We start from the raw sequence: 26,683 nt of genomic DNA on the forward strand, positions 1-26,683 counted from the left end.
ATTTATTGGTCTTCTTCCTACAAGTGCCGGTAATTGATACGGGGGCTGGCCGCCACTGGGACGCTCCGTATAATGCCGACATCGCCACTGGTATGGATTAACGGATTGCATATGACTGAACAGCGCCCAATTGCGGTCCTGGGAGGCGGAAGTTTTGGTACCGCCGTGGCTAATCTGTTGGCCGAGAACGGGCATCAGGTCCGGCAGTGGATGCGTGACCCCGAGCAGGCTGAGTCCATGCGGGTCAATCGCGAAAACCCGCGTTACCTCAAAGGCATCAAGATTCTTCCCCTGGTAGAACCGGTGACTGATTTGCAAGCGACCCTGGACGCTTGCGACCTGTGCTTTGTTGCGCTGCCGTCCAGCGCGCTGCGTTCGGTACTGGTCCCGCACGCCGCACGGTTGAGCGGCAAATTGCTGGTCAGCCTGACCAAAGGCATCGAAGCCCACACGTTCAAGCTGATGAGCGAGATCCTTGAAGAAATCGCCCCGCAAGCGCGCATCGGCGTGCTGTCCGGGCCGAACCTGGCCCGTGAAATCGCCGAACACGCACTGACCGCCACCGTGGTCGCCAGCGAAGACGAAGAACTCTGCCAGCGGGTCCAGGAGGCGTTGCATGGCCGGACCTTTCGCGTGTACGCCAGCGCCGACCGCTTCGGCGTGGAGTTGGGCGGGGCGCTGAAAAATGTGTACGCGATCATCGCCGGCATGGCGGTGGCGCTTGGCATGGGTGAAAACACCAAGAGCATGCTGATCACCCGGGCGTTGGCGGAAATGACCCGCTTCGCGGTGAATCAGGGCGCCAACCCGATGACCTTCCTTGGGTTGGCGGGCGTGGGCGACTTGATCGTCACGTGTTCGTCGCCGAAAAGCCGCAATTACCAGGTCGGGTTTGCCCTCGGCCAGGGGTTGAGCCTGGAAGAGGCGGTGACCCGCCTGGGCGAAGTCGCCGAAGGCGTGAACACGCTGAAGGTGCTCAAGGCCAAGGCTCAGGAAGTGGGCGTCTATATGCCGCTGGTCGCCGGGTTGCACGCGATTCTGTTCGAAGGGCGCACGCTCAATCAAGTGATTGAACTGTTGATGCGCGGCGAACCCAAAACCGATGTGGACTTCATTTCCACCAGCGGTTTCAACTGATCACGCTTTCGAGATAAAGCAGGGAGTTGCACATGAACGATCCGAAAACAGAGGCCACCTACGAGTCCATTCTGCTGCGGGTGTTATGGATGATCGTCTTCTTGCTGGTCTGGCAAGTGGCGCAGTTCATCCTGGGGGCGGTGGTGCTGGTGCAACTGATCTATCGTTTGATTTATGGCGCCCCGAGCGCCAGCCTGATGAACTTCGGCGATAGCCTGAGCCAGTTCCTGGCGCAGATCGGTCGTTTCGGCACCTTCCACAGCGACCAGAAACCCTGGCCGTTCGCCGACTGGCCGACGCCGCGTACACCGGAAGGCGAAGCGCCGCACGCCGTGCCGCCAGCGCCACATCCGGCCCGAGATGAGGAGCCGAAACTATGAAACTCTGGGTATTGCGTCATGGTGAAGCCGAGCCACACGGTTCCAAACCACACGATTCGGAGCGCGCACTGACGGAACATGGTCGTTCAGAGGTGCTGAGCATCGCTGCTGAACTGATCGGTCAGCCGATTACAGCCATCTATGCCAGCCCGTTTCTGCGAGCGCATGAGACCGCGCAGCTGGTGCGCGAGGCGCTGGGTTTCGAACCGGAGATTCGCACTGTCGAGTGGCTGACCCCGGACACTGATCCAGACAAGGTGGCCGAGCAACTCGTGTCGGTGAGTGACGTCCTTCTGGTCAGTCACAACCCGTTGGTGGGGAACTTGTTGAGTTACTTGCAGCATGGTGCCGGCTATCCACCAGAGAGGGTCAGCACCGCTGGCTTGGCCGAGCTCGAGAACGCTGAACTGCTGATAGGTTCGATGAAGCTCAACAGCATCAAGCACCCGTAACCGCATTTGCTTTGGCTTTTTGCAGGCGCGAGGCTTGTCCGCGAAGCTGTTGCCGTCGTTGAAAGCCCTTCGCGTGCAAGCCTCGCGCCTACAGGGGGCGGCGGTGTTCCGGGATTTTGTGTGAAATAGTCAACCAAGCAACCGCTTGGTTGACTACGCTTGCTCCAGACCAAAAATAAAGGAGCGAGTCGCATGTCTGCTGCTTTTCGTTTGCCGCTGGACGTCTTTTACGAGCGTGAAGCCCGTCATCCCCGCCAGCGGTTTCTGGTCCAACCTACCGGCGGCGGACACGTCGAGACCCTGACCTGGGCCGACGTCGGCCATCAGGCTCGCCGCGCCGCGCATTGGCTGCGCGCACGCGAACTGCCCCAAGGCAGTCACATCGCCCTGATCTCGAAAAACTGCGCGCACTGGATCATCGCCGACCTGGCAATCTGGATGGCCGGGCACGTTTCGGTGCCGTTGTACCCCAACCTCACCGCCGAGTCGGTGGCGCAAGTGCTCGAACACTCGGAAGCGGCGCTGGCGTTCATCGGCAAACTCGATGACTGGCCGAACATGTCACGTGGCGTCAGCCCCGATCTGCCGACCATCAGCCTGCCGTTGCATCCGCCGGGTACTTTCGACCACAGCTGGGCCGATCTGCAAAAGAGCTCACCGATCCAGGACGATCCCAAGCCGTCCGCCGACCAGTTGGCGACCATCATTTACACCTCCGGCACCACCGGGGTGCCCAAAGGCGTGATGCATAGCTTCGGCAATCTGGGCTTTGCCACCACGCGCGGCACTCAGCTGTTCGGTCTCAACGAGTCGGATCGACTGCTGTCTTACCTGCCGCTGTGCCATGTCGCCGAGCGGATGTTCGTCGAGCTGGCGTCGATCTACACCGGGCAAACCGTGTTCTTTGCCGAAAGCCTCGACACCTTTCTCACCGATTTGCAGCGCGCGCGGCCGACCGCGTTGTTCGGCGTCCCGCGGATCTGGACCAAGTTCCAGATGGGCGTGTACAGCAAGATTGCGGCAAAACGCCTCGACTTCCTGCTCGGCCTGCCCTTTATCGGCAAACGGGTCGGGCACAAAGTGCTCGTCGGGTTGGGGCTGGATGCGTTGCGCGTGGCGTTGTCCGGCGCCGCGCCTGTGCCGCAGACCTTGCTGTTGTGGTACCGCAAGCTGGGACTGGATGTGCTGGAGGTCTACGGCATGACCGAAAGCTGCGGTTACTCCCACATCGGTCGGCCCGGCGAGAACAAACCCGGCTGGATCGGCAAGCCTTGCCCGGAGGTTGAAGTGCGGATCGCCGATTCGGGCGAAGTCATGGTGCGCAGCGGTGCGACCATGCTTGGCTATTTCAAGGAGCCCGAGAAAACCGCAGAAACCATCACCGAGGACGGCTTCCTGCGCACCGGCGACAAGGGCGAACAAGATGCCGAAGGCAACCTGCGCCTGACCGGGCGACTGAAGGAAATCTTCAAGACCAGCAAAGGCAAATACGTCGCGCCGGCGCCGATCGAAAATCGGCTGGCGGTGCATTCGCGGATCGAACAGGTGTGCGTGGTCGGCGATGGCTTGAGTGCGCCGCTGGGGCTGTGCGTGCTCTCGGCGGTCGGTCAGCAGGACGCCGGGGGAACGGCGCGGGCAGGGTTGCATGCAAGCCTGGAAAAGCTGCTGGAGGAGGTCAATGGCGGCCTCGACAAACACGAACGCTTGCGCCAGTTGGTGGTGGTCAAGGACAGTTGGGCGGTGGAAAACGGCTTCCTGACACCGACCCTGAAGATCAAGCGCAACGTGATCGAAGCGTCTTACGGCGCTCGGTTCGAAGAATGGAGCGAGCGCAGCGAGACGGTGCTGTGGCAGGATTGAGCCACCAATAAAACCAACAAAGGAAAGCAAGATGAGTCTGTGGCGTACCATTCCCAACGTCGAGCAGTTGAACGCAATCCAGAAAAACACCATTGGCGAAGTGCTGGATATTCGCTTCGAAGCCTTTGATGACGAGTCCCTGACCGCGAGCATGGTCATCGACCACCGCACCCACCAGCCTTACGGTTTGCTGCACGGCGGCGCGTCGGTGGTGCTGGCCGAGACGGTCGGTTCCATGGCCAGTTACTTGTGCATCGATGCCAGCAAATTCTATTGTGTGGGTCTGGAAATCAACGCCAATCACTTGCGCGGATTGCGCAGCGGGCGAGTGACGGCAGTGGCCAAGCCGATTCACATTGGGCGCACGACTCATGTCTGGGATATCCGTTTGAGCAGTGACGAGGGCAAGGCCAGTTGCGTGTCGCGGTTGACCATGGCGGTCGTGCCGTTGGGCGAGAATCCACCGGCCCGCTGATTGTCGAGCGAACCACCTCTTCCGGCCCGATGATTACCTGTGGCGAGGGAGCTTGCTCCCGTTGGCTGCGACAGCAGCCCTTGCCGGCACGCCTCTCGCGGCGTGCACCGGTTTTGCGCCTGCTGCGCAGCCGAACGCGAGCAAGCTCGCTCGCCACAGGGTTCGGCGATGTCTGAATGCTCATGCCCCTGACCGGACTGTCATCATTCCTGGCACTTACAGTCATTGCCGCCGCCTCGCGTCTTACGGACAATCAACCCTTGTTTTCGCTCATGGATTTGCCGGTATGTCGCAACAGATATTTTTCGCCCACGCCAATGGCTTTCCTTCGGGCACCTACGGCAAGTTGTTCGCGGCGCTGGCGCCCGAGTACCAGGTGACGCATCTGGAACAGCACGCCCACGATCCGCGTTTTCCGGCGGACGACAATTGGCGCAACCTGGTGGATGAGCTGATCCATCACCTCAAAGAGCAACCGGAGCCGGTCTGGGGCGTCGGCCATTCCTTCGGCGGCGTGCTGCACCTGCACGCGGCGTTACGTTGCCCTGAACTGTATCGGGGCGTGGTGATGCTCGATTCGCCGGTGCTGACCCGCGCCGATCAATGGGTGATCCGTGCGGCCAAGCGTTTCGGTTTCATCGACCGCCTGACCCCCGCCGGCCGTACATTGGGGCGCCGGGAAGAGTTCGCCGACCTGGACGCGGCACGGCTCTATTTCGCCGGCAAAACCCTGTTCCGCAGCTTTGATCCCGAGTGCTTCGACGCTTACCTGCAACACGGTTTGCAAAAAGTCGGCGACAAGCTGCGCCTGCGTTTCGACCCGGCCACGGAGATCAGCATCTACCGTGGCGTCCCGCACACCAGTCCAGGCCAGGCACGCCAGTTGAAAGTGCCGCTGGCGGTGGTGCGCGGGCACAAGAGCCGGGTGGTGATGCGTCACCATGCAAGCTCCGTCGGGCGTATGCCGCTGGGTGAGTCCCTGACCATGCCCGGTGGCCACATGTTCCCCCTCGAACGTCCGCAAGACACCGCCACGCTGCTGAAAAACCTGTTCAGCCGCTGGGAAGGTCGTCGCCAACAGGATTGCGCATGAGCCACGTTGTCGAAGAAGTTCGCCTGAGCCTGCCGCACATCGAGCTGGCCGCGCACCTGTTCGGTCCCGAAGACGGCCTGCCGGTGATCGCCCTGCACGGCTGGCTGGACAACGCCAACAGCTTCGCCCGGCTGGCACCGAAGCTCAAAGGCCTGCGCATCATCGCCCTGGACATGGCCGGTCACGGACATTCCGGGCATCGCCCGACCGGCGCCGGTTATGCGATGTGGGACTACGCCCACGACGTGCTGCAAGTCGCCGAGCAGTTGGGCCTGAAGCGTTTTGCACTGATGGGGCACTCGATGGGGGCGATCGCTTCGTTGATTATTGCCGGGTCGATGCCGGAACGTGTCACGCATCTGGCGTTGATCGACGGCATCATTCCTCCGACAGACAAAGGCGAAAATGCCGCCGAACGCATGGGCATGGCCCTGCAAGCCCAGCTGGATCTGCGGGAAAAACGCAAACCGGTCTACAACACCCTGGATCGAGCCATCGAGGCACGCATGAAAGGCCTGGTGGCGGTCAGTCGCGAAGCCGCCGAGCTGTTGGCCCAGCGTGGACTCATGCCGGTGCCGGGCGGTTACACCTGGCGCACTGACAACCGACTCACGCTGCCATCGCCCCTGCGTCTGACAACCGAACAGGCGATGGCCTTCGTCCAGCGGGTCAGTTGCCCTGCGTTATTAGTGGTAGCAGCTGACGGCATGCTCGCCAAACATCCCGAGCTGCTGGAGCGTCTACCCTTTAGCCGTGAACAGCTGCCTGGCGGCCATCATTTGCACCTGAATGACGAACCCGGCGCCGACCTTGTCGCAGACTGTTTCAATCGGTTCTTCGCCGTTCCTTGACTTGCGCCGGGCAACTGTCGAGGCTGGGCGGGTTGAAATGGGAGACAACCATGATAGATCTCTACACCGCTGCGACCCCGAATGGCCACAAGGTCTCTATCGTGCTCGAGGAACTCGGCCTGCCCTACACGGTGCACGCCTTGAGTTTCGACAAAAAGGAACAGAAGTCACCGGACTTCCTCAAGATCAATCCCAATGGCCGGATTCCGGCCATTGTCGACCGCGCCAACGGCGATTTTGCCGTGTTCGAATCCGGCGCCATCCTGATTTACCTCGCTGAGCTGGGCGGCAAATTGCTGCCCCAGGACCCGAAGGGGCGCTCGGTCGTCCTGCAGTGGCTGATGTTCCAGATGGGTGGGATCGGGCCGATGCAGGGGCAGGCCAACGTGTTTTTCCGTTACTTTCCAGAAAAACTCCAGGGCGCCATCGACCGCTATCAACATGAAACACGTCGCCTCTATGAGGTGCTCGATACACGCCTGCAAGCCGTGGAGTTTCTCGCGGGCGAGTACAGCATTGCCGACATTGCCACCTATCCGTGGGTGCGTGGCCATGAGTGGTCGGGCGTCGAGGTTGACGGTTTGCCGGCCTTGCAGCGCTGGATGGCATCCATGGAAGCGCGTCCGGCGGTCCAGCGTGGTTTGCTGGTGCCCGAGCGCTTCGATGATGCCAGTGTCGTCAAGGGTGCCCAGGCCATGCTGATCCGATGAGTCTATCCATGCGTTCATTCAGTGTGCTGGTGCTGTGTTGTTTCAGTCCCTTGTTATTTGCCGCCGATGTCCCGGGCAGTCAGGACTTGCCGATCGTGCCGCGCATGGCCGACGCGCAGATCGTCGACTATCGCCCCGGCGTTGAGCTCGAGCGGATTTATCCGCTGGGTTCGATCCGTAAGATCAGCGGCCAGTTGCGCTTCGATGGTCAGGTCAGCGCCCGGGGAACGGCGACATCGGTGACCTATGAGTTGCCGCCGGAGCACTCGTCAACCGACGCCTTCACTGCCGCGCGTGAAGCGTTGCAAGAGCAGGGTGCCGGCTTGCTGTTCTGGTGTCAGGCACGTGATTGCGGTGAAAGCAGCCTCTGGGCCAATGAGGTCTTTGGGAACGCCAAGTTGTACGGTGCCGACGATCAACAGGCGTACTTGCTCTTGCGTCTCGCGGCGCCCCGGGACAATACGTTGGTGGCGCTTTACAGCATCACTCGCGGCAATCGCAAAGCCTACCTGCACGTCGAGCAGTTCGACGCTGCCGCGCCGCTGGGTGATTTGCTGCCGACGTCGGCGACCTTGCTGCGAGAGCTGAAAAGTACGGGCGAACTCGATTTCCCCACATTGAGCGCCGATCCTGATGCCACCTGGCTGCGCCTCATTTCTCGCGGCTTGAACCTCGACACCACCTTGCGGGTCAGTGTTTCCGGGCCAAACGCCGAAGCGTGGCGCCAGGCGCTGATCGGGCAGGGCGTGCGGGCGGCGCGAATGGAAGCCGGCAGCGCCAAAAGCCCTGGCCTGCACATCGAACTGTTGCGATAAGCTTCATCAGGCAAACGCGGCTGGCGCGTTTGCCTGCTCTTTGTTGACTGATTTTTTCGAGAACCTACATGCTCAATAACGATCGGCTGTTGGTGCAGATCCTGCTCCTGGTGCTGTTTGGCGCGAGCCTCTGGGTGATGGCGCCGTTCTGGTCGGCCTTGTTCTGGGGCGCGGTGCTGGCGTTCGCCAGTTGGCCGCTGATGCGGTTGTTGACCCGCTGGCTCAACGGCCGGGAATCCCTGGCCGCGCTGGTGCTGACACTGGGCTGGATGTTGCTGGTGGCGGTGCCGCTGGTCTGGCTCGGGTTCAACCTGGCGGATCACGTGCGTGATGCCACTGCGTTCATCAAGGATGTGCAGATGGACGGTTTGCCCGAAGCACCGACCTGGCTGGGCGGCGTTCCTTTGGTGGGCGAGCGGTTGATGGTGATCTGGAACAGCATCGATGAGCAAGGCGCGGCGATGATGGTGGCGGTCAAACCGTATCTGGGTCAGGTCGGCAACTGGCTGCTGGCACGCAGTGCGCAGATTGGCGGCGGGATTCTCGAGCTGACATTGAGCATTGTGTTCGTGTTCTTTTTCTACCGTGACGGGCCGCGGCTGGCGGCGTTTGTCCATGGGCTGCTGGAGCGCCTGATCGGTGATCGCGCCGGGTACTACATCGAACTCGTGGCCGGGACGGTGCAGCGTGTGGTGAACGGGGTGATCGGCACAGCGGCGGCGCAGGCGGTCCTGGCGTTGATCGGGTTCCTGATTGCCGGGGTGCCCGGGGCGTTGGTGCTGGGCATCGTGACGTTCATGCTCAGTCTGATTCCGATGGGGCCACCGTTGGTGTGGATTCCGGCCACCGCGTGGCTGGCCTGGAAGGGTGAATACGGGATGGCGGTGTTCCTCGGGTGCTGGGGCACGTTCATCATCAGCGGCGTCGACAACGTGCTGAAGCCGTACCTGATCAGCCGGGGCGGGAATCTGCCATTGGTGATCGTGTTGCTCGGCGTGTTTGGCGGGTTGATTGCGTTCGGGTTTATCGGGCTGTTCATCGGGCCTACGTTGCTGGCGGTTGCGTACAGTCTGTTGACGGACTGGAGCAAGAGTCATGCGCGGGTAGACGATCGCCGGCCCTGAGATTTTCGGCGGGGCTGAGGGCCTCATCGCGAGCAGGCTCGCTCCCACAGGGGATTTGTGAAAGGCGCAGCTCTACTGTGGGAACGGGCTTGCTCGCGAAGCTTTTGACTCAGGTCGATACGTTCAAGTATTTGCCCACGCTCGCCACGTTATCGAGCGAATACTGCTTGCTCAGGTTGGCGATCATTTTGTTCAGCGCTTCATTGACGTTGAATTGAGCGGTGGAGTTGTCGCTGGTTTTCTCGCGACCTGCTTGCAGCGCCGCGTTCAGTTCATCGCTGCTGACCTCACCGCTGCCGTCACTGTCCAACTCCTTGAGCAACGCAGCGCTGGTGTCGGTGCTGGTCGATGAGGTGCTGTCGCTGGCCTGCAGCACGCTGCTCAGTTCGGTGGTGGTTACGCTGCCATCGCTGTCCGTATCCAGCTGGCTGAACAATTCTTCGCTGGACACCTGCTGCGGTGGCGGTGGCGGCGGGGTCAGGCTGGCGGCGAGTTCGTCCTTGCTGACGGTGCCGTCCTGGTTCTTGTCCAGGGCCGAGAAGATTTCTGTACTGTCGGCGCTGCTGCCTGCGTTGTTCAGGCCGTTGCTCAATTCGTCGCTGCTGATGGCGCCGTCACCGTCGGCGTCCAGGGCGCTGACGAGCGCGTCGGCCAGTTCGGTGTTGGGTGCCTGGTCATGCGGCGGTGGTGGCGGCGGTGCCATTGCCGCCATTTCCTCGCTGCTCAAGCTGCCGCTGTCGTCACTGTCCAGATCACCAAAGTTTTTGCTCAGACTGACCAGCAGGCCGTCATCGGTTTTCTGCGACAGGGCACTTTCAAGTTCGCCCTGATCTACCGCGCCGTCGCTGTTGCTGTCGAGCTTGGCGAACAGTTCTTTCTGGAATTGCTGGCTGCGGGCGCTGTTGGTCGAGGTGCTGCTGGTGCTGGTATAGCTCGTGTAGTTGCTGACACTACCAATCATTGGACTCACTCCCTGGAATGGAAAACCGGTGGGCGCACCGGCTTATGCAGCGTCAAGGGGCAAGGTGTCGTGGGTGTGTGAGGTTTGTACCGATTGGTACACACAAGTCTCAGGCCAGGCTCGGATCATGTAGGCGTGAGCCTGCTCGCGAAAGCGGCGGGTCAGTCGACATCAATGTTGAATGATCGACCGCTTCGCGAGCAGGCTCACTCCTGCAGGGATTGGTGTGTGGTTCAGGCGCGGGGCAGGCGGATGACGGCGGTGAGACCGCCGCCGGGTGTTTCTTCCAGACTCAACTGCCCACCCAGTCGTTCCGCCGCCTCGCGAGCGATGGTCATACCGAGCCCGACGCCGCCCGAATTGCGATTACGCGAACCTTCCAGCCGAAAGAACGGCTCGAACACCGCTTCACGTTTGTCCGCCGCAATACCCGGGCCGTGGTCGATGACGCGGATCACCAGTTGCTCACGGTTGTCTTCGAGCGTGATCCGCGCGTGCCCGGCATAGCGCAGGGCGTTGTCCAGCAGATTATTGATGCACGAGCGCAACGCCATGGGCTGCACTTGCAGCGGCGCGCAGTGGCCGCTGGCCTGAACATCTGCCCCCTGGTCCTGAGCGTTTTCGCTCAAGGATTCCACCAGCGCCTGCACGTCCATCCATTGCCCGGCTTCACTGGTGCGCTGCTCGTGCAAATAGGTGAGGGTGGCATCGAGCATGCTGATCATGTCGTCCAAGTCCTGGCGCATCTGGCCCTGCAGCTTGTGGTCTTCGATCTGCTCCAGCCGCAGCTTGAGGCGAGAGAGCGGCGTGCGCAGGTCGTGGGACACCGCGCCGAGCATCCGTGAGCGCTGCTGCACCTGTTCGATAATGCGTTTCTGCATCAAATTGAAGGTGTAGGCCGCTTGTCGAGCTTCCCTTGGGCCGGATTCATCCAGCGGCGCGCTGTCGAGGTTTTCGCTCAAGCGTTCGGCGGCGTCGCTCAGCCGCTGGATCGGCCGGCTGAGCAGTTTGGCGCCGTACCAGGCGGCAATGATCAGCGTGACAAACTGGAACGTCAGCGGCACCAAGGGGCCGCCGAACCAAGGCCGCGGTGGCCGGTTTTCAAAGCGCGGGTCCATCGGCGGGCGCTGTCCGCCCATGCCTTCGGAAAATCCCGGCGGCGGTGGAGGCGGGGAGGACCGTAATGGTGGAACCAGGCAAACGCCAACAGGTGCGCCAGGATGATCGCCAGCAGCAGCACGCCAAACAGGCGGCCGAACAGCGTATCGAAGCGCGCCCGCATCAGCCGATGTCTCGTGCGTCGAACAGATAACCCTCACCGCGAACGGTCTTGATCAACTGCGGGGCTTTCGGGTCATCACCGAGCTTCTGGCGCAGGCGAGAGACCAGCAAGTCGATGCTGCGATCAAACGCTTCGATGGAACGACCACGGGCAGCGTCCAGCAGTTGTTCACGGCTGAGCACCCGGCGCGGACGCTCAATGAACACCCACAGCAGGCGGAATTCGGCGTTGGACAGCGGCACCACCAGGCCGTCGGCGGCGATCAATTGCCGCAGCACGCTGTTCAGGCGCCAGTTGTCGAAGCGAATATTCGCACGCTGTTCGGTGCGATCGTCGCGCACCCGACGCAGAATGGTCTGAATCCGCGCGACCAGTTCCCTTGGTTCGAAGGGCTTGGCCATGTAGTCGTCGGCGCCCAGTTCCAGGCCGATGATCCGGTCGGTGGGTTCGCAGCGTGCGGTGAGCATCAGGATCGGAATGTCCGATTCGGCGCGCAGCCAGCGGCACAGGGACAACCCGTCTTCACCGGGCAGCATCAGGTCGAGCACCACCACGTCGAAATGCTCCGCTTGCAACGCCAGGCGCATGGCAGCGCCATCGGTGACGCCGCTGGCGTGAATGTTGAACCGGGCCAGGTAGTCGATCATCAGTTCGCGGATCGGGACGTCATCGTCGACGATCAGGGCGCGAATGCTCCAGCGTTTGTCGTCAGCGGGTGCTTTTTGATCGTCGTTCAGAGGTGCTGGGGTGCTGTGCATGCGTGCGTTCATCTGCCAGGTAGGCTGCCAACCACAAAGATGGGCTGCGAGGTTGTGGTTCCAGCATAGGCGTCCGGCCCGGAGGCGGGAAGTGCTGTAAGGACGTGTTGCGGCTGCCGAGGGTAGCGAGGAAGGGTGTAGTGGGCGTGTCGTGTGTGTATCGAACTCGACACAATCGGCGCAGGGACTAGTCTTGCTGGAGTCTTCGGGACGATTTACCGATCATCGGGTCCCGCAGTGGCGCTGGTTCCGCTACAATGCGCGCCGATTTCGTCCTGCCTGAGAGCCCGCACATGTCCGTCTGCCAGACTCCTATCATCGTCGCCCTGGATTTCCCCACCCGTGACGCCGCACTGAAGCTGGCCGACCAGTTGGATCCTAAACTGTGCCGGGTCAAAGTCGGTAAGGAGCTGTTCACCAGCTGCGCCTCGGAAATCGTCGGCACCTTGCGTGACAAGGGCTTTGAAGTGTTCCTGGACCTCAAGTTCCACGACATCCCGAACACCACCGCGATGGCGGTTAAAGCCGCGGCGGAAATGGGCGTGTGGATGGTCAACGTTCATTGCTCCGGCGGTCTGCGCATGATGGCCGCCTGCCGTGAAGTGCTGGATCAGCGTACCGGCCCCAAACCGCTGTTGATCGGCGTGACCGTGCTGACCAGCATGGAACGTGAGGATCTGGCGGGTATCGGCCTGGACATCGAGCCGCAGGAACAGGTGCTGCGTCTGGCGGCACTGGCAGAAAAAGCCGGAATGGACGGTCTGGTGTGCTCGGCCCTGGAAGCCCGCGCCCTGAAATCGGCGCACCCGACGCTGCAACTGGTGACCCCGGGGATTCGCCCGGCGGGCAGCGCCCAGGACGATCAGCGCCGTATCCTGACCCCGCGTCAGGCGCTGGATGCCGGTTCCGATTACCTGGTCATTGGCCGTCCGATCAGCCAGGCGGCGGATCCAGCGAAGGCGTTGGCCGAAGTTGTCGCCGAAATCGCCTGATCAAACACCGAAGATCAAAAATGTGGGAGTGAGCAGGCTCACTCCCACATTAGTTTTGGGGTGAATTCAACTGTTGGGTTAAACCTTCAACACCAACTTCCCGAAATTCTCGCCGCTGAACAATTTCATCAGCGTCTCCGGGAAGGTCTCCAGTCCTTCAACAATGTCTTCCTTGCTCTTGAGCTGCCCCTTGGCCATCCAGCCGGCCATTTCCTGCCCGGCGGCGGCGAACTGAGCAGCGTAGTCCATCACCACGAAGCCTTCCATTCGCGCGCGGTTGACCAGCAACGACAGGTAGTTGGCCGGGCCCTTGACCGCTTCCTTGTTGTTGTACTGGCTGATGGCGCCACAAATCACCACGCGCGCTTTCATGGCCAGGCGACCCAGCACCGCGTCGAGAATATCGCCGCCGACGTTATCGAAATACACGTCGACACCTTTTGGACATTCACGCTTAAGGCCGGCATGCACGTCTTCGTTCTTGTAGTCGATGACGCCGTCAAACCCCAGTTCGTCGATCAGGAATTTGCACTTGTCCGCGCCGCCCGCGATGCCGATCACGCGGCAGCCTTTGATCTTGGCGATCTGCCCGGCAATGCTGCCCACCGCACCGGCCGCGCCGGAGAGCACCACGGTGTCCCCTTCCTTCGGTGCGCCGACATCAAGCAACGCGAAGTAGGCGGTCATCCCGGTCATGCCCAGCGCGGACAGGTAACGGGGCAGCGGTGCCAGTTTCGGATCGACTTTGTAGAAACCTCGTGGCTCGCCGAGGAAATAATCCTGTACGCCCAAGGCTCCGTTGACGTAGTCCCCGACCGCAAATCCAGGATTGTTCGAGGCAACGACTTTGCCTACACCCAATGCGCGCATGACTTCGCCGATACCGACCGGCGGAATGTAGGACTTGCCCTCGTTCATCCAGCCACGCATGGCCGGGTCCAGGGACAGGTATTCGTTTTTGACCAGGATCTGACCCGCAGCCGGTTCGCCGACTGGCACTTCTTGATAGGTAAAGGTCTCGCGGGTAGCCGCGCCCACCGGACGTTTGGCGAGCAGGAACTGGCGATTGGTCTGGGTAGTCATGACAGGCACTCAAGATGAATGAAGCCTTGTTGATAGACCTTCATGATCGATGCCGCAAGTTTGGCTGATGCGGCGAATGCACGTCGATCCAGTGCAGTGATAGTCGATGCCGCAGTTCTATCACTGCCACTCATGGTCACTCAACCGGGCTTCTGATAGTGCTGCCGTGTCCCATGCCCCTGTGGCTAGACTGGAAACACACGATCCCCCGCATTCTTCTCTTTGAGGGCATAACAATGAGCATGACGTTTTCCGGCCAGGTCGCCGTGGTGACCGGCGCTGCCAACGGTATTGGCCGCGCGACGGCCCAGGCATTCGCCGCTGAAGGGTTGAAAGTGGTGGTGGCCGACATGGACACGGCCGGGGGCGAAGGCACTGTGGCACTGATTCGTACAGCGGGCGGCGAAGCGACCTTCGTGCGTTGCAACGTCACGCTGGAAAGCGATGTAAAAAATCTGATGGACGAAGTGGTGAATACCTACGGCCGTCTGGACTACGCCTTCAACAATGCCGGCATCGAGATCGAGAAAGGCAAACTGGCTGAAGGCACCCTTGATGAGTTCGACGCGATCATGGGCGTCAACGTCAAAGGCGTCTGGCTGTGCATGAAGTACCAGTTGCCGTTGCTGCTGGCCCAGGGTGGCGGCGCGATCGTCAACACCGCTTCGGTGGCGGGCCTTGGTGCGGCGCCGAAGATGAGCATTTACGCGGCGTCGAAACACGCGGTGATCGGCCTGACCAAGTCGGCGGCGATCGAATACGCCAAGAAAAAGATTCGCGTAAACGCGGTATGCCCGGCGGTGATCGACACCGACATGTTCCGTCGCGCCTATGAAGCGGACCCGAAGAAGGGCGAGTTCGCCAACGCCATGCACCCGGTCGGCCGCATCGGCAAGGTCGAGGAAATCGCCAGTGCCGTGCTGTATCTGTGCAGCGACGGCGCGGCGTTCACCACCGGTCACTCGCTGGCAGTGGACGGTGGTGTCACGGCGTTCTGACCCATCAAGACCTGCCTCGTAGGAAAAGGCCCGCACACGTGCGGGCTTTTTCATGGTGTCGCGAAGGGCGGCGGACAATGTGTTTCAAATGGTTAGAACCGAGGGTTTTGGCGGCGTTGTCGCACATCCGATCCTGCGCACCTGTGATTAACTGCTCCCCGCAAATGGACAGGAGTTTGCTTGCTCATGGAATTGAGAATCGATCGACAGGCATTGGTGCCGGTCGTACAGCAAATCGTCGATGGGTTGGCCGTCTGGCTCCGTCAGAGCGAGGTGCAGCCAGGGACGCGTTTACCTTCTGCGCGGCACATCGCGCGGGTCAATCTGCTCAGTCAGTCCAGCGTCGTCGAAGCCTGTGAGCGGCTGGTGACTCAAGGTGTGCTGGCGCCGCGTCATGGCGCCGGTTTCATTGTCGCCACGCCAACGCTGGTCGCCCAGGGGCAACAGGATTGCCTCTGGTTCGAAGGGGCGGAACTGAAACAGGGCGGCTGCTCGGGCGAACTTAAGCTGGGCTGTGGCGGGTTGCCGGAGAGCTGGCGCGAGACTGACGACCTGAGCTACGCGATTCGTCAGGTCAGCCGTACCGACATGGCCGGGTTGTTCAACTACAGCACTTCCCGAGGCCTGCCTGCCTTGCGTCTGCAAATTCTCAAACGCCTTGGACGGCTCGGTATCGAAGTGGATGAAAACCGTATCCTGACCACCGCAGGTGCCAGTCAGGGGCTCGACCTGATCGTGCGCACCTTGCTCAAGCCGGGAGATTGCGTGGTGGTGGAAAGTCCGGGGTATCCACTGTTGTTTGACCTGCTCAGGCTGCACGGTGTGACGATGATCGAGGTGCCTCGTACCCCGCGCGGGCCCGACACGGAGCAACTGCAATTACTATTGTTAAAGCACCGGCCCCGCGCGCTATTCATCAACAGTTTCTACCACAACCCGACGGGCAGTTGCCTGACGCCTGCGATGGCGCAGCAGGTTTTGCAATTGACCAAGACCCATGGCGTGCTGGTGATTGAAGATGACGTCTATGCGGATTTGCATTACGGCCCCGGCACGCGCCTCGCTGCATTGGGGGGGGATGACAACGTGATCTACGTTGGCAGTTACTCGAAAACCCTCAGCAGTTCATTGCGGGTCGGCTTTGTCGTGGCCAGCGAAGGGGTCATATCGCGATTGGCCGAGGTCAAGATGATCAGCAGCATGGGCGCCTCAAGGTTCTGCGAGTCGGTGCTGACTTGCCTGTTGGCCAGCGGCGCGTACCGCAAACTGGTACAGCGTCAGCGCCAGCGTTTGAATACGGACAGAGAGGCGGCCTTGCAAGTGCTCGAAGACGCCGAGTGGGAGGTTTTCGGCAAGCCGGCTGGTGGCCTGTTTATCTGGGCGCGATCGCGGATGTCCGACTACGCTCAGGTGCGCAAACAGGCCCGGCGCTGCGGTGTGCTGCTGTCTTCTGCCACGGCCTTCAGTCCTGACGGCCAGGCGAAAGATTGGCAGCGCATCAACGTCGCTTATGCCTGTGATCCTCGTGCCCGGGCTTTTTTTCAGGCGACCGCTGCGAATCGACCTAAAGCGTTCTGAAAACGACGTGGACGTAGCTTTTTGCCATTATTCCGACGCCAGAGACTTGTGCTGGCCCATGCCCATTGCGAATCTGCGTCAACAGACTATGTCAGGGGACTAAGTGCAATGATTTCGGCCGTGCAAGGACGTTTTGCCAACCTCGGTATGGCAAAAAAAATGGGTGTCGGGTTTGTCTTGGTGCTGCTGTTGACGGCCCTGGTGGCAGCCATCGGCGTTTGGTCCCTGCAAACCATCAGTCAGCGCTTCGACGGGCTCAAGCAGATGTCGTCGCTCAACAGCGGTTTGCTCAAGGTGCGACTGCTTGAGCAGGAATACGCCTTGCACGGCAACCCGAAAACTGCGGATGCCCTGCGCCAGGGGGTTGATGGCCTGATCGCCTTGGCGACGCAGCTCAAGGCTGCTTCAGCGGCCAACGTGCCAGTGATGAATGACGTCGAGCAGTCCCTGGCGGCTTATCGCAAGGCCTTCGACGAATTCGTCTCGCTGAGTCAGGCCAAGGACCTGGCCCTGGAAATGGCCAGTTGGTCGGTGTCCAGCGTGGCCAATAATCTGGATGTCCTGCAAGCCGGGCTTGCCGACGATGGCGCCTATACCTTGAAGGAGTCCGAAGGCAAGGACGGTGGGCAGTTCATCGAGCAAGCCAATCAGGTCAGCCAGGTGTCGCGGTTGATGCTGCAGGCCATGAACGAAGCACGTGTGCGTCTGGATCAGAGCCGCAAGGGCGATGACAGCGCAGCTCAGGGCAAGATCGAGCAGGCCGATCAGGCGCAGGTTCAGGCCGAGCAGTTGAAAACCACAGTCAAGGATGAGGGCTATCAGACTGTCCTCAATGAAGTGGCGGGTCACATCACCAGTTTCAGCGAGAAACTGACCGAATACACCGGTCTGTTAGCCCAGGAAAAAACCGTCTATGAGCAACTGCACCAGCGTGCTGCGCAGGTGGTGGAGCGGGTCGATCAGGCGTATGTCGCCGAAGACCAGTCGATGCAGGCCGAATTGAAAAAGAACTCGATGCTGATCATCGGCTCCTCGGCCCTGGCGTTGCTGGTCGGGTTGATCGCGGCGTGGGTCATTACCCGATTGATCGTGGCGCCGCTGCGCAGTGTGATTCGTGTTGCGCAGCAGATCGCCGCAGGTGATTTGAGTGCGACAGTTGAAGTGACGCGCCGTGACGAAATCGGCCAGTTGATGCAGGCCATGCAACAGATGGGGGCGGGGCTGAGCACCATCGTCAGCGGTTTGCAGGCCGGTATCGAGCAGTTGGCGAGCTCGGCGCAATCCTTGTCGGCGGTGACCGAGCAGACCAACCTGGAGGTCAGCAGCCAGAAGGAAGAAACCGAGCAGGTCGCCACGGCGATGAATCAGATGACGGCGACGGTGCACGATGTGGCGCGTAACGCGGAGGAAGCCGCTCAGGCTGCGCAAACGGCGGACGGTAAGGTGGAAAGTGGCCAGCAGGTGGTGCGCCAAAGCATGGCGCGGATCGAGCAGCTGGCGGATTCGGCGACGTCGGCCAGTTCGAGCATCGAAAGCCTGAGTGCAGAAATCCAGAACATCGGCACGGTGCTCAGTGTGATCAAGAGTGTCGCCGAGCAAACCAACCTGTTGGCGCTCAATGCGGCGATCGAGGCAGCACGGGCCGGCGAGCAGGGCAGGGGGTTTGCGGTTGTGGCGGATGAGGTTCGGGCGTTGGCCAAGCGCACTCAGCAATCGACCGAGGAGATTGAGCGTCTGGTGAGCGCCTTGCGTTCGGCGGCGCAGTCGTCGGTGCAGCAGATTCAGAACAGTGGTGAGCTGGTGAAGCTGGCGGTGAGTGACGCGTTGCAGACTGAGAGTGCGCTGGGAAGTATTGCGGCGGCGGTGTCGTTGATTCAGCAGATGAACCAGCAGATTGCGGCGGCCGCCGAGGAGCAGAGTTCGGTGGCCGAGGAGATTAATCGCAGTGTGACGAGTATTCGTGCGAGTGCGGATCAGTCTTCGTTGGCGATGCGGGGGAATGCGGCGTCGAGCATTGAATTGGCGCAGTTGGGGGTTGAGTTGAAGGGGATGGTCGGACACTTCCGGCTCTGATTTGTCTCCCTGCGTATGTGCACAGATCTAATGTGGGAGTGAGCCTGCTCGCGATGGCGGCCTTCGGGCCGACCATGTTGTGGTTGACCGGGTACATATCCATTTCTGCGGTAACGGCGGCTGGCGGTTTCGCCCTTACGGCGAGTCCCTTTTGTCAAACGCCACAAAAGGAACCAAAAAGTCTCGCCCCAAGCGTCCGGCCCCTCGCCAAGGCTCGGCGTTCCTTCGCTCCGGTATCCATCCGGGGACACTGCCCTCCGGTCTGCTTCGCGACGACCTACATGCAGCGTGTTCGACTGCGTCGAACGGCGCTACGCGCCACTCCCCGGATGAACACCTCCACTCAGCCTCCCGAAAGGGGCGGGTGGATCAAGATCAAGAGCTGCAGGCGAGCTAACGCTCGGCCTGATGAGTGGTGAGAATCAAAAGCTGTACGCTGAATTCTTGTAGGAGCGAGGCTTGCCCGCGAAGGCGGCCTGACAGCCGACCACTGACTTGCAGGTGAACACCTAACCTGTGGGAGCTGGCTTGCCAGCGATGACGGCCAAGCTGCAGGCGAGCTAACGCTCGGCCTGATGAGTGGTGAAGAGCGAAGCGTGTACAGCGAACCCCTTGTAGGAGCGAGGCTTGCCCGCGAAGGCAGCCTGACAGCCGACCAATGACTTGCAGGTGAACACCTAACCCTGTAGGAGCTGGCCTGCCAGCGATGACGGCCAAGCTGCAGGCGAGCTAACGCTCGGCCTGATGAGTGGTGAAAATCAAAAGCTGTACGCTGAATTCTTGTAGGAGCGAGGCTTGCCCGCGAAGGCGGCCTGACAGCCGACCAATGACTTGCAGGTGAACACCTGACCCTGTGGGAGCTGGCCTGCCAGCGATGAGGGCCTCGCCGCCAACCCATCTTGACCGGCAGTACTCACCCGCCAAACCCCGTCCAAAAAAAAGCCACCTCGCGGTGGCTTCCTTGATTCTTCCGATCAGTCGTAGATCACTTTTTTCTTCCAGTCCGCATCCGCTTCAACTTCTTTGAGGCCGGCGTTCAACTGGTTGGTCTCGCTTTCAACGGCCGCGATGTTGTCCATCACCATGGCGTTGGCCCGCGCCAGGAGTTTTTCCAGGTATTCGAGCTGTTCGGCGTAGATCTGTGGTTCCTGCTGTTTACGCAGGTATTGCACACCGCGCTCGAAGGCGAGGCGGGCCTGGCCTGGCTGGTTTTGTTGCAGGCATTGCTGGCCCAGGTTATTGAAGAACTCGATGTGCAGCAGGACCAGAATGTGGCGCACTTCGCGGATCCAGCGCTTGGCTTCGTTGGTCGGCAGGAAGCCATCCTGTGCGGCGCGGGTGATTTGGCCGTGCAGGGCTTCGAGCAGGAAACGCACGTCCTTGGCCTTGGCCTCGGTCTGGATCGGTGCCGGCGGGTTGTTGACCGGGATCGATTCGCCTTGCGCGACCAGGGCTTCGAGTTCGGTAATCCGGGCCCTGAGGTTGGAACTGGTTTTTTCCAGGTTGAGCAAACGCTTGCAGACATTGAGTTCCAAGCGGGTCAGCAGCAGCTTGAGGCCAGGTGTCATCAGCTGACCGGGGAAGGTCTCGGTGATTTCGCCGCAGCGACGCAGGCGGTCGTTGAGTTCAACCTTGGTACGGGCCTTTTCCAGCTTGTTGTTTTCCACCACATGGTTCATGTAGCCAATGGCGATCAATAGTGCGATCCCGGCTACGACTAGCAGGGTGATCATGAGTGGTGTCACCGGTAAGACCTCTTTATAGGGTTCGCGATCGAGTGTAGTGGCTTGGCATTTGGGCGCATAGGACCGCTCGACGAGTTGAATCGGTTGTGGCTATCTTTATATCGGCCGGGGTTCGACTTATATAAATACTGGCAATCGTGGTTCAGATTGCCATCATCTTCAGCGACGGACTATAACGTCTTGGTGGTTATCAGAATATAGTCGCCAAAGGTCAGCAGGCGCAAAAGCCGGAATCCCGGCTGAAAGCGGGGCGAAGTCATTGATTTAAATAAATTTATATCTGGGGGTTGACGACCCCTCAATCCATCCATAGAATGCGCGCCACTTACAGCGTAAAGCACACAGCGAAACGCGGTAGGGAGTGAATGTTGTACGTGTGTCCCCTTCGTCTAGTGGCCTAGGACACCGCCCTTTCACGGCGGTAACAGGGGTTCGAGTCCCCTAGGGGACGCCATATGCGGGAATAGCTCAGTTGGTAGAGCACGACCTTGCCAAGGTCGGGGTCGCGAGTTCGAGTCTCGTTTCCCGCTCCAATTTTAAGCAGCGTTGCTTTCGGGCAGGGCTGAGTGAAGCCAGAGCCGACATCTTCGGATGCGGATTTGGGCACTGAAATACACACCATGTGTTTCAGTTAGCGTGTCCCCTTCGTCTAGTGGCCTAGGACACCGCCCTTTCACGGCGGTAACAGGGGTTCGAGTCCCCTAGGGGACGCCATTTGCGGGAATAGCTCAGTTGGTAGAGCACGACCTTGCCAAGGTCGGGGTCGCGAGTTCGAGTCTCGTTTCCCGCTCCATATTCAACAAAAAACGCCGCTCAGCAATGAGCGGCGTTTTTGTTTGTGTGTCATTTATAAAAAGGACCGACGGTCCTTTTTTGTCGGTGCCGGCATCAAGATGATCAACGCGTCGGACCCGCCACAACAGCGGGTCCGAAAAGGCGATCAGAGTTTCGGCAACTGCCCGATCCGCCCCATCATTTCCGTCACGATCTGCAGGTCCAGCAGGAACTGGTCGACCGTCTTGAACTCGTTGTCGGTGTGGCCGGTGTACTTGACCTCGGGCCTGGCCAGGCCGAATTGCACGCCATTGGGCAGTTCATGGACCGAAGTGGCGCCCGCAGAGGTGCCGTACTTGTGTTCCATGCCCAGGTTTTCGCTGGCCACGGCGAGCAAGGCCTTGACCCATTCACCTTCAGGGTTGCGGTACATCGGCTCGGCGATCGAGTAGTCGAAGGCCACCGCGATGTGGGTTTTCTTGCTCCAGGCATCAAGCTTATCGGCGATTTCAGTCTTGAGCGTTTCCGGCGACTTGCCCTTCGGCACGCGCAGGTTGACCGCGAGCTTGAAGGCTTTATCGTCCATCCCGACATAGGTAAGGGATGCGGTCAGCGGTCCCATGAAAGCATCGGAAAAACCGACCCCCAATTTGCCTCCCAGGTAATCCAGCCCCCAGTTGTCGGCAGCGTAGCGGGCGGCGTCGGTGATGTGGTTGTGCTTGAGCGCAACCTTGCCGTCGAGGCTATTGATGAAGCCCAGCATTCTCGACACCGGGTTGATGCCGGATTCGGGTTCGGAGGAGTGGGCGGAAACGCCGGTGACCGTCAATTTGACATCCTTGCCATCAACTTTGGCAGTGACGTCGAAGTTGCCGCCATTGCTTTTGGCATATTCGGCGCCGGCCTTCTGCAGGCTGGCGGCCAACTCGACAGGCTTCTCACTCAAAAGGGTGACGACCGATGTCGACGGGATCTGGTTGGTGGCCATGCCACCGGTCATCGAGATGATCTCGGCGCCCTTGCCCTCAGCCTTGCGTTTGGCAAAGTTCGCCATCACGGTGCCGTAGCCTTTCTCCGCAATCACTACCGGGTAGCCGCCATCCAGCGCCAGGTTGTAGTTGGGTGTCGGGTTGTGTTCGAAGTAATAAGGGATGGCGTCGCCGGTGGTTTCTTCGGTGGTATCGACCAGCAGCTTGAAATTGCGCGCCAGCGGCAGCTTCTCTTCCTTGATGACCTTCATCGCATAAAGCGCTACCACGATACCGTTCTTGTCATCTTCGGTGCCCCGGCCATACATGCGGTCGCCGATCAGGGTGACCTTGAACGGATCAAGTTTGGTGCCGTCTTTCAGAACCCAGTTCTCCGGCGTTACGGGCACCACATCGGCATGCGCATGAATGCCCACGACTTCGTCGCCGCTGCCCTCAAGGGATATTTCATAGACGCGGTTGTCAATGTTGCGGAAGTTCAGGTTGAACGCCTGGGCGAGGCCCTTGATCTTGTCGGCGATCTTGATGAATTCGGGATTGTCGTGTTGATCAACGCCCTCGACGCGGAAGGTCGGAATAGCCACCAGCTCGCGCAGGGTCTCGGTGGCGGCGGCACCGTATTTCACCCGTGCGTAGAGACCAAGCAGGCGATGGATTTCGTTCTGCTGGTCTGGAGTGAGGGTCTTGTTGTCGAGGAAGGCGCCGATGGCGGAGCCGAGATTGTCGGTTTTGCCGAGGTCGCTCTTGGCCAGGCCTCCCAGGAATTGACTGAAATCCGTTACGGAGGTGTCACTGAACGTCTTGAGGATCGCCGCACTCTGTTGCGGGGTGATGTTGGCCTGCGCTGTCAGGGTGAACGACGAAAGGCTGGCCAGTATCAGGGTTGACGCAGCCAGGTGCTTGAGTGAGAAATTCATTGCTGTTGGCATTCCTTTGCAGGCAGTGGAGTGAGAAGTTTCTGATCGATGAGACAGAAACGGTTCCAAGCTAACACTGTAACGGAGTGTTACGGGAGTCCCTGATGTGGGATCTGTCGCACAGAAATGCAAAAGCGGCGCAGAAACGAAAAAGGCCCGTCAGTCAGACTGAGCGGGCCTTTTGCGTTTGAGGCGCTCTTACATCGAGAGAATCAAACGCCCGGCGAACAGGATCAGAATCACCCCCATGGTGCGTTCGAACCAATGCCCCATGCGCATGAACAGCAATCGCACCCGGGCGCTGGAAAAGAACAGCGCGACGATCACGAACCACAGCGCGTTCACAAAACACATCCAGGCCCCATACAGCGCCTGGATCTTCAAGGGTGTCGTAGCGCTGATGAGCGTGGTGAAAATTGCCAGGAAAAACAGCGTTGCCTTGGGGTTGGTCGCGTTGGTCAAAAAGCCGGTGGTGAACGCCTTCAACAGTGTTTGTTCGACGACGGGCTCGTTGGCGACTTTGTCCCCCTCAAGCGCGGATTTGGGTTTACTGCGTAGCAGGCTGACACCGAGGTACAAAATGTAAACGCCGCCCACCACCTTGGCCACCGTCAGTAACCAGGGCGTCGTATGCATCAACGCGCCGACCCCGAGCAGGGTGTAGAGCACGTGCACGGAAATCCCCGCACCGATGCCCAGGGCCGTGCAGATCCCGACCAACCGGCCGAAACGCACACTTTGACGGATGGTGACAGCGAAGTCCGGTCCAGGTGCGACCACAGCCAGAAAGTGAATAGTCGCCAGCGCAAGGAACTCGCCCAGGTAATTCGAAAGCATTTCAACTCCAGAAAGTAAGGGGTGAAGCATTGCCGCGATAGCCGACAAAGAACGAAAGGCTCAATCGCGGATCCGCCACGCCGGGTGTTACCGAGTGCATGCAGCGCGAATTGAACATGATGAAATCACCCGGCTCAGGACGAATCTCCAGGGCCGGCGTGCCGAGCAAGGCCGGGTCGATGCCGTAGCTGTCGCCACGCATCTCGTCGAATTGATCCGGAGAAATATCGTGGTCCCACATCTGCAAGGCGCCACCCTCGGAGGGCATGTTCAGGTAAACGTTGCAGGCGAACTGCGCTTCCAGGCTTCTGGCCTGGTAACTGTCGGGGGCATCCTTGGCGAAAATGTCGTGATGGGCCAGGAAGCACACCCCTGGTTTCACCACGCGGGACAGGCCGACATACATCTTGCGGCCGTAGAGATTTTCCAGGTGCGCACCCGCCGGCCAGGACTCATCGAGCATGCAGCGCAAGGTGTCGACCGGGGACGAGTAGGGCGCGCAACGTTTGCGTAATTCCGCGATGTTGCGCGAGGCATGCTCGAAATAATCTTCGATCAGCAGCGGCTGATTTTCCGCCTCATAAAACGCCATGCCGATGCGACCGATGCTCGGCGCATTGATATAGCCTTCAAAACCCGGGGCGAGGATCTTGTCGCCAATCTGAATCGCCAGCGGCTGGGGCAGCAGGCCTTTGACGCGGATGGCGAGGACTTCTTCATTGGCCAGTTTTTTTATGCACGTCTCATCGAGACGCTCGACGTCAAGCATCATGTCTTAGGTCCATCTATTAGATTGTCAACAGAACCCGCGAATGCGGGCTCCCCCGGGCGTCGGGCGATGCCGGGGACGACATCGCCGAAAGCTCAATCCACGCTGTAGTGGACTGACAGCATTCCCTTTTTCAGTGAAAGGGAAGCGATCGTGACCGTGCCCAAATCCTTCAGGCTACGTACATGGGTGCCGCCGCAGCCGTAGGCGGGCAGCTCACCGAAACCAATTTCCCGGGCGCCTTCGCGCATCGATGTCAGGCGCGGCAGGTCATGGGCGACCCATTGCTCGATGCCGTGCTGAATCATCTCGGCATCCATCTCTTTTGCCGACTCCAATGGTTTGAATTGCACGCGTCCTTCGCCCGGCCAGTGATGAGCCTTGACCGGCATCCAGCCCAGTGCCTGGACAAAATGGCCGATCAGGTGGCCGGCCGAATGCATGCGCGAATTGAACCGGCGGCGTTGCTCGTCAATCCTGATCTGGGTCATGCCGGGTTTTATTGGCCGGTCGACAAAATGAATGATTCGGTCCGGGTCCTGGACCACGCGCAGCACCTGGCTTTCGCCGATCCAGCCGGTATCGAAAGGCTGGCCGCCACCCTGGGGGTGAAACAACGTGGCGCGCAGCACCACCGCAAACTCGTTTTCCTGGGGCGTGCAATCCAGGACTTCCACATTGGCCTTGAGGTCATCACTATGGAAAAAGAGGCGAAGCGTCATATTCCATGTCCTCATTAAAGTTTCTCTTTTTATTATATGAATCGTGGAATTGCGTGATAATCCGTTCAAACATCAAAGGACTGTTGCGCTGTGAGCATAAATCTTCCACTGCCGTTACTGGGTGAAATGGCGATTTTCGTCAAGGTTGTCGAGACCGGCAGCTTTTCCGAAGCGGCTCGTCAGATGGGTTCTTCACCCTCGGCGGTGAGTCGCAGTATTTCGCGTCTGGAAAAAGCGTTGGCCACGCGTCTGCTGCAGCGAACCACGCGCAAGCTGCGCTTGAGCGACGGTGGCGAAGAGGTGTTCAAGCGTTGCCAGGAAATGGTCAGTGCGGCCAAGTCCGTGATGGAAATCAGCGGGCAGTTCACCCATGAAGCGGAAGGGCTGGTTCGGGTCAGCGTGCCCAAGGCGGTCGGTCGATTTGTGATTCACCCGCATATGCCGGAATTTCTGCGCCGTTATCCCAAAGTGGATGTGGAGTTGTTGCTTGAGGATAGGCAGGTGGATCTGATCGACGACAACGTTGATCTGGCGATTCGGATTACCGATCGACCGCCCGCAGGGTTGGTCGGGCGGCAATTGCTCACCATCGACCATTTGCTCTGCGCTACACCGCAATACCTCGCCGAACATGGCACGCCGACGCATCCCCACGACTTGCTCAACCACAGCTGTATCTACCTGGGTGAAACCCCGAGCGATGCGCGCTGGAAATTCAAGAAAGGCAGCAAGGCTGTGACGGTCGGTGTGCGCGGTCGGTGTGCGCGGTCGGTATGCGGCGAATCACACAGGCGTGCGGCTGGGGGCGGTGTTGCAGCACATCGGGATTGGCAGTCTGCCGTATTTCACGGCGCGTTATGCGCTGGAGCAAGGGTTGATTGTGCAGGTGCTGCCGGACTGGACCTTCCTCGCGTCCTACCATGGCGGCGCCTGGTTGCTGCATTCGCCGACGCGCTATTTGCCGCCGAAATTGCGGGTGCTTATTGATTATCTGGTGGAGTGCCTGGAGAAGGAGCCGACCCTGAGCAAGCCGGGGAGGGCTGGGAAGGTTGCGGCGGAGTATGAGTTGCCCGAGAGTGATGGATTGCTCTGACTGGCCCTTCGCGAGCAGGCTCGCTCCCACTCTGGTGAGGTTGCAGACCTCTCGCCGCTGACGCGGCCGGGCGCAACTTCAGCGATTGGTTTGTTGGAAGGGTCAGCACCAAACAAATGTGAGAACGAGCCTGCTCGCGAAGAGGGAGTCTCAGTCGACATCTATGTCGCCTGACACAGCGCTTTCGCGAGCAAGTCGGATCGCCGCACCGCCGC

The 26,683-nt window shown here is 60.1% G+C and carries 22 protein-coding genes, 4 tRNA genes and 3 pseudogenes; 20 read left to right on the plus strand and 9 right to left on the minus strand.

Going from position 1 to position 26,683, the window contains the following annotated elements:
• Positions 1-111: 111 nt before the first annotated feature.
• The 10 genes from AB4N91_RS04755 to AB4N91_RS04800 all read left to right on the plus strand — a co-directional run bounded on the left by AB4N91_RS04755 (position 112) and on the right by AB4N91_RS04800 (position 8,897).
• Complete coding sequence (locus AB4N91_RS04755; RefSeq protein ID WP_010457075.1) at positions 112-1,137, plus strand: NAD(P)H-dependent glycerol-3-phosphate dehydrogenase; 1,026 nt, start codon at positions 112-114, stop codon at positions 1,135-1,137.
• Between the two features lie 32 nt (positions 1,138-1,169).
• Positions 1,170-1,517, plus strand: a complete 348-nt coding sequence (locus AB4N91_RS04760; RefSeq protein WP_010457073.1) for a DUF4389 domain-containing protein — start codon at positions 1,170-1,172, stop codon at positions 1,515-1,517.
• Complete coding sequence (sixA, locus tag AB4N91_RS04765; protein WP_427701281.1) at positions 1,514-1,969, plus strand: phosphohistidine phosphatase SixA; 456 nt, start codon at positions 1,514-1,516, stop codon at positions 1,967-1,969. The genes AB4N91_RS04760 and sixA overlap by 4 nt, the downstream gene beginning before the upstream one ends.
• 192 nt (positions 1,970-2,161) lie before the next feature.
• Positions 2,162-3,829: an AMP-binding protein gene (locus AB4N91_RS04770; RefSeq protein ID WP_460112151.1), complete on the plus strand. Its 1,668-nt coding sequence runs from the start codon at positions 2,162-2,164 to the stop codon at positions 3,827-3,829.
• A gap of 31 nt (positions 3,830-3,860) precedes the next feature.
• Positions 3,861-4,304 carry a hotdog fold thioesterase gene (locus AB4N91_RS04775; RefSeq protein ID WP_094471174.1) on the plus strand — a complete coding sequence of 148 codons (444 nt, stop codon included), beginning with the start codon at positions 3,861-3,863 and terminating at the stop codon, positions 4,302-4,304.
• A 286-nt stretch (positions 4,305-4,590) separates the two neighbouring features.
• The gene (locus AB4N91_RS04780; RefSeq protein ID WP_010457066.1) at positions 4,591-5,397 is read left to right on the plus strand and encodes an alpha/beta fold hydrolase; all 807 of its coding nucleotides are present in this window, start codon (positions 4,591-4,593) and stop codon (positions 5,395-5,397) included.
• On the plus strand, positions 5,394-6,248 hold the full coding sequence (locus tag AB4N91_RS04785) for an alpha/beta hydrolase (RefSeq protein WP_010457064.1): 855 nt from the start codon (positions 5,394-5,396) through the stop codon (positions 6,246-6,248). Before AB4N91_RS04780 ends, AB4N91_RS04785 begins: the two co-directional genes overlap by 4 nt.
• 50 nt (positions 6,249-6,298) lie before the next feature.
• Entirely contained in the window at positions 6,299-6,958 is a 660-nt protein-coding gene (locus tag AB4N91_RS04790) for a glutathione S-transferase family protein (protein WP_077749213.1), read from the plus strand.
• 8 nt (positions 6,959-6,966) lie between these two features.
• Entirely contained in the window at positions 6,967-7,773 is an 807-nt protein-coding gene (locus AB4N91_RS04795; RefSeq protein ID WP_042932656.1) for a DUF4892 domain-containing protein, read from the plus strand.
• A gap of 68 nt (positions 7,774-7,841) precedes the next feature.
• A complete protein-coding gene (locus AB4N91_RS04800) occupies positions 7,842-8,897 on the plus strand; it encodes an AI-2E family transporter (RefSeq protein WP_077749214.1) in 1,056 nt (351 codons plus the stop codon).
• Between the two features lie 109 nt (positions 8,898-9,006).
• On the opposite strand, the gene xopAW is transcribed toward AB4N91_RS04800, so the two are convergent.
• From xopAW to AB4N91_RS04815, 3 genes and pseudogenes are all read right to left on the minus strand, one after another.
• Positions 9,007-9,858: an EF-hand domain-containing protein gene (xopAW, locus tag AB4N91_RS04805; RefSeq protein WP_154912267.1), complete on the minus strand. Its 852-nt coding sequence runs from the start codon at positions 9,856-9,858 to the stop codon at positions 9,007-9,009.
• A 233-nt stretch (positions 9,859-10,091) separates the two neighbouring features.
• Positions 10,092-11,140: pseudogene (locus tag AB4N91_RS04810) on the minus strand (sensor histidine kinase).
• A complete protein-coding gene (locus AB4N91_RS04815) occupies positions 11,140-11,898 on the minus strand; it encodes a response regulator (RefSeq protein ID WP_077749216.1) in 759 nt (252 codons plus the stop codon). The pseudogene AB4N91_RS04810 and the gene AB4N91_RS04815 overlap by 1 nt, the downstream one beginning before the upstream one ends.
• Before the next feature lie 293 nt (positions 11,899-12,191).
• Between AB4N91_RS04815 and pyrF the strand changes: the two genes are divergently transcribed.
• Positions 12,192-12,890, plus strand: a complete 699-nt coding sequence (pyrF, locus tag AB4N91_RS04820) for an orotidine-5'-phosphate decarboxylase (protein WP_167362277.1) — start codon at positions 12,192-12,194, stop codon at positions 12,888-12,890.
• A 78-nt stretch (positions 12,891-12,968) separates the two neighbouring features.
• Here the strand turns inward: pyrF and AB4N91_RS04825 are convergent, their stop codons facing one another.
• Positions 12,969-13,973 (minus strand): NADP-dependent oxidoreductase, encoded by a 1,005-nt coding sequence (locus AB4N91_RS04825; protein WP_010457045.1) that lies wholly within the window; start codon positions 13,971-13,973, stop codon positions 12,969-12,971.
• A 236-nt stretch (positions 13,974-14,209) separates the two neighbouring features.
• Here AB4N91_RS04825 and AB4N91_RS04830 point away from each other — a divergent pair, with 236 nt between their 5' ends.
• The 4 genes and pseudogenes from AB4N91_RS04830 (at position 14,210) to AB4N91_RS04845 (ending at position 18,622) form a co-directional block, all read left to right on the plus strand.
• The gene (locus AB4N91_RS04830) at positions 14,210-14,971 is read left to right on the plus strand and encodes an SDR family oxidoreductase (RefSeq protein ID WP_077749218.1); all 762 of its coding nucleotides are present in this window, start codon (positions 14,210-14,212) and stop codon (positions 14,969-14,971) included.
• 186 nt (positions 14,972-15,157) lie between these two features.
• Positions 15,158-16,549 carry an aminotransferase-like domain-containing protein gene (locus AB4N91_RS04835; protein WP_083375960.1) on the plus strand — a complete coding sequence of 464 codons (1,392 nt, stop codon included), beginning with the start codon at positions 15,158-15,160 and terminating at the stop codon, positions 16,547-16,549.
• Between the two features lie 1,014 nt (positions 16,550-17,563).
• Positions 17,564-17,713 (plus strand): annotated as a pseudogene (locus tag AB4N91_RS04840) (HAMP domain-containing protein); the annotation flags it as partial.
• Between the two features lie 204 nt (positions 17,714-17,917).
• Positions 17,918-18,622 (plus strand): methyl-accepting chemotaxis protein, encoded by a 705-nt coding sequence (locus tag AB4N91_RS04845; RefSeq protein ID WP_370694696.1) that lies wholly within the window; start codon positions 17,918-17,920, stop codon positions 18,620-18,622.
• Between the two features lie 974 nt (positions 18,623-19,596).
• Here AB4N91_RS04845 and AB4N91_RS04850 read toward each other — a convergent pair.
• The gene (locus AB4N91_RS04850; protein WP_010457037.1) at positions 19,597-20,367 is read right to left on the minus strand and encodes a hypothetical protein; all 771 of its coding nucleotides are present in this window, start codon (positions 20,365-20,367) and stop codon (positions 19,597-19,599) included.
• Positions 20,368-20,745: 378 nt separating this feature from the next.
• Between AB4N91_RS04850 and AB4N91_RS04855 the strand changes: the two genes are divergently transcribed.
• The 4 genes from AB4N91_RS04855 to AB4N91_RS04870 all read left to right on the plus strand — a co-directional run bounded on the left by AB4N91_RS04855 (position 20,746) and on the right by AB4N91_RS04870 (position 21,160).
• A tRNA-Glu gene (locus tag AB4N91_RS04855) sits at positions 20,746-20,821 on the plus strand.
• A 3-nt stretch (positions 20,822-20,824) separates the two neighbouring features.
• Positions 20,825-20,900 (plus strand) — tRNA-Gly (locus AB4N91_RS04860).
• Between the two features lie 105 nt (positions 20,901-21,005).
• A tRNA-Glu gene (locus tag AB4N91_RS04865) sits at positions 21,006-21,081 on the plus strand.
• A 3-nt stretch (positions 21,082-21,084) separates the two neighbouring features.
• Positions 21,085-21,160: transfer RNA gene (locus AB4N91_RS04870), tRNA-Gly, on the plus strand.
• Between the two features lie 147 nt (positions 21,161-21,307).
• Here the strand turns inward: AB4N91_RS04870 and AB4N91_RS04875 are convergent.
• The 4 genes from AB4N91_RS04875 to AB4N91_RS04890 all read right to left on the minus strand — a co-directional run bounded on the left by AB4N91_RS04875 (position 21,308) and on the right by AB4N91_RS04890 (position 25,375).
• Positions 21,308-23,047 carry a dipeptidase gene (locus AB4N91_RS04875; RefSeq protein ID WP_154912269.1) on the minus strand — a complete coding sequence of 580 codons (1,740 nt, stop codon included), beginning with the start codon at positions 23,045-23,047 and terminating at the stop codon, positions 21,308-21,310.
• A 198-nt stretch (positions 23,048-23,245) separates the two neighbouring features.
• Complete coding sequence (locus AB4N91_RS04880) at positions 23,246-23,884, minus strand: LysE family translocator (protein WP_077748608.1); 639 nt, start codon at positions 23,882-23,884, stop codon at positions 23,246-23,248.
• Position 23,885: 1 nt separating this feature from the next.
• Positions 23,886-24,656: a 2OG-Fe(II) oxygenase gene (locus AB4N91_RS04885; protein ID WP_010457032.1), complete on the minus strand. Its 771-nt coding sequence runs from the start codon at positions 24,654-24,656 to the stop codon at positions 23,886-23,888.
• A 92-nt stretch (positions 24,657-24,748) separates the two neighbouring features.
• On the minus strand, positions 24,749-25,375 hold the full coding sequence (locus AB4N91_RS04890) for an alanyl-tRNA editing protein (protein ID WP_010457029.1): 627 nt from the start codon (positions 25,373-25,375) through the stop codon (positions 24,749-24,751).
• 90 nt (positions 25,376-25,465) lie between these two features.
• Between AB4N91_RS04890 and AB4N91_RS04895 the strand changes: the two are divergent.
• Positions 25,466-26,468, plus strand: a pseudogene (locus tag AB4N91_RS04895) (LysR family transcriptional regulator).
• The last annotated feature ends 215 nt before the right edge of the window (positions 26,469-26,683 follow it).

The sequence above is a fragment of the Pseudomonas sp. H3_D04 genome, from assembly GCF_054669175.1.

Coding starts and splice junctions, on each gene's coding strand:
- AB4N91_RS04755 (WP_010457075.1), top strand. CDS start 112: ATGACTGAACAGCGCCCAATTGCGGTCCTGGGAGGCGGAAGTTTTGGT.
- AB4N91_RS04760 (WP_010457073.1), top strand. CDS start 1,170: ATGAACGATCCGAAAACAGAGGCCACCTACGAGTCCATTCTGCTGCGG.
- sixA (WP_427701281.1), top strand. CDS start 1,514: ATGAAACTCTGGGTATTGCGTCATGGTGAAGCCGAGCCACACGGTTCC.
- AB4N91_RS04770 (WP_460112151.1), top strand. CDS start 2,162: ATGTCTGCTGCTTTTCGTTTGCCGCTGGACGTCTTTTACGAGCGTGAA.
- AB4N91_RS04775 (WP_094471174.1), top strand. CDS start 3,861: ATGAGTCTGTGGCGTACCATTCCCAACGTCGAGCAGTTGAACGCAATC.
- AB4N91_RS04780 (WP_010457066.1), top strand. CDS start 4,591: ATGTCGCAACAGATATTTTTCGCCCACGCCAATGGCTTTCCTTCGGGC.
- AB4N91_RS04785 (WP_010457064.1), top strand. CDS start 5,394: ATGAGCCACGTTGTCGAAGAAGTTCGCCTGAGCCTGCCGCACATCGAG.
- AB4N91_RS04790 (WP_077749213.1), top strand. CDS start 6,299: ATGATAGATCTCTACACCGCTGCGACCCCGAATGGCCACAAGGTCTCT.
- AB4N91_RS04795 (WP_042932656.1), top strand. CDS start 6,967: ATGCGTTCATTCAGTGTGCTGGTGCTGTGTTGTTTCAGTCCCTTGTTA.
- AB4N91_RS04800 (WP_077749214.1), top strand. CDS start 7,842: ATGCTCAATAACGATCGGCTGTTGGTGCAGATCCTGCTCCTGGTGCTG.
- xopAW (WP_154912267.1), bottom strand. CDS start 9,858: ATGATTGGTAGTGTCAGCAACTACACGAGCTATACCAGCACCAGCAGC.
- AB4N91_RS04815 (WP_077749216.1), bottom strand. CDS start 11,898: ATGCACAGCACCCCAGCACCTCTGAACGACGATCAAAAAGCACCCGCT.
- pyrF (WP_167362277.1), top strand. CDS start 12,192: ATGTCCGTCTGCCAGACTCCTATCATCGTCGCCCTGGATTTCCCCACC.
- AB4N91_RS04825 (WP_010457045.1), bottom strand. CDS start 13,973: ATGACTACCCAGACCAATCGCCAGTTCCTGCTCGCCAAACGTCCGGTG.
- AB4N91_RS04830 (WP_077749218.1), top strand. CDS start 14,210: ATGAGCATGACGTTTTCCGGCCAGGTCGCCGTGGTGACCGGCGCTGCC.
- AB4N91_RS04835 (WP_083375960.1), top strand. CDS start 15,158: ATGGAATTGAGAATCGATCGACAGGCATTGGTGCCGGTCGTACAGCAA.
- AB4N91_RS04845 (WP_370694696.1), top strand. CDS start 17,918: ATGACGGCGACGGTGCACGATGTGGCGCGTAACGCGGAGGAAGCCGCT.
- AB4N91_RS04875 (WP_154912269.1), bottom strand. CDS start 23,047: ATGAATTTCTCACTCAAGCACCTGGCTGCGTCAACCCTGATACTGGCC.
- AB4N91_RS04880 (WP_077748608.1), bottom strand. CDS start 23,884: ATGCTTTCGAATTACCTGGGCGAGTTCCTTGCGCTGGCGACTATTCAC.
- AB4N91_RS04885 (WP_010457032.1), bottom strand. CDS start 24,656: ATGATGCTTGACGTCGAGCGTCTCGATGAGACGTGCATAAAAAAACTG.
- AB4N91_RS04890 (WP_010457029.1), bottom strand. CDS start 25,375: ATGACGCTTCGCCTCTTTTTCCATAGTGATGACCTCAAGGCCAATGTG.